The sequence below is a fragment of the Psychrobacter sp. Pi2-51 genome (genome assembly GCF_904846665.1).
In the GTDB taxonomy this organism is placed as follows: domain Bacteria; phylum Pseudomonadota; class Gammaproteobacteria; order Pseudomonadales; family Moraxellaceae; genus Psychrobacter; species Psychrobacter glaciei.
This window is the reverse complement of the sequence record NZ_CAJHBP010000067.1, coordinates 1-806: the sequence shown is the minus strand read 5'-3', so window position 1 is coordinate 806 and position 806 is coordinate 1. Positions and strand designations below refer to the sequence as shown.

The following is an 806-nucleotide window of genomic DNA, read 5'->3' as shown; positions in this document are numbered from 1 at the left end:
ATTATATAGAAACCTGCAAGAAACAACAGTTTTTATTACATTTAATTACAATTTACTGTCTTGCTACTATCAGGTTTTCATGACAAATTAGAGTCATACCAAGGACAAAAACGACGCAAATTTTTTTTTGGTAAAAAAATGGCGATACTAAATTGGCAATATAAGGATATGTCAGTTTTTACCGAAAATTTTGTAGCGGTCGTTGGTAAGGCAAGATGAAAAGGGTAGGAATGCCGCCTCATCTGTTGATTGTAAGTCATAAATAAAAGGACAATAATATGAATGTTTCTATCAGTGGTCACCATATCAGTGTTACCGATGCAATGGACAAAGCGGTTCGCGAAAAACTTGAAAAAGTAGAGCGTCACTTCGATCAGATACAAAGTATTAAAGTGATCTTATCGCTAGACAATAGCGGCGCAAGTGATGGTGGTAAAAAGAGCCATAAAGCCGAAGCGATTATGCGAGTCTCAGGTCAAGAAATGTTTGTCCAAGCGCTTGAGGATGATATGTATAAAGCCATTAATGAGATGGCAGACAAGCTTGATAGACAAGTACGTAAATATAAAACCCGTCAAGAGCGTAAAAAGACTCAGGGTGCAGGGCGTGACGGACGCTATGAAGATCTCAGCACCGCTGATGTAGCTCCAGCCGTTTAGTTTTATTATGATTGATGCTCAATATATAGTGGCTAATAAACCCATAAATAGTATAGTCATTCCACTATATAAGTATTACAGCGTTAACCTCGCTTGAAGTATCACATATACATCTACACTCGGTTGCCTTGTACTACTTTTAAATTG

General features: G+C 37.5%; 1 protein-coding gene. It reads left to right on the top strand.

What is annotated here, in order from left to right; genetic code table 11:
* The first annotated feature begins 278 nt into the window (after positions 1-278).
* Positions 279-659, top strand: a complete 381-nt coding sequence (gene hpf, locus JMY08_RS13925; protein ID WP_010195932.1) for a ribosome hibernation-promoting factor, HPF/YfiA family — start codon at positions 279-281, stop codon at positions 657-659.
* Positions 660-806 lie beyond the last annotated feature (147 nt).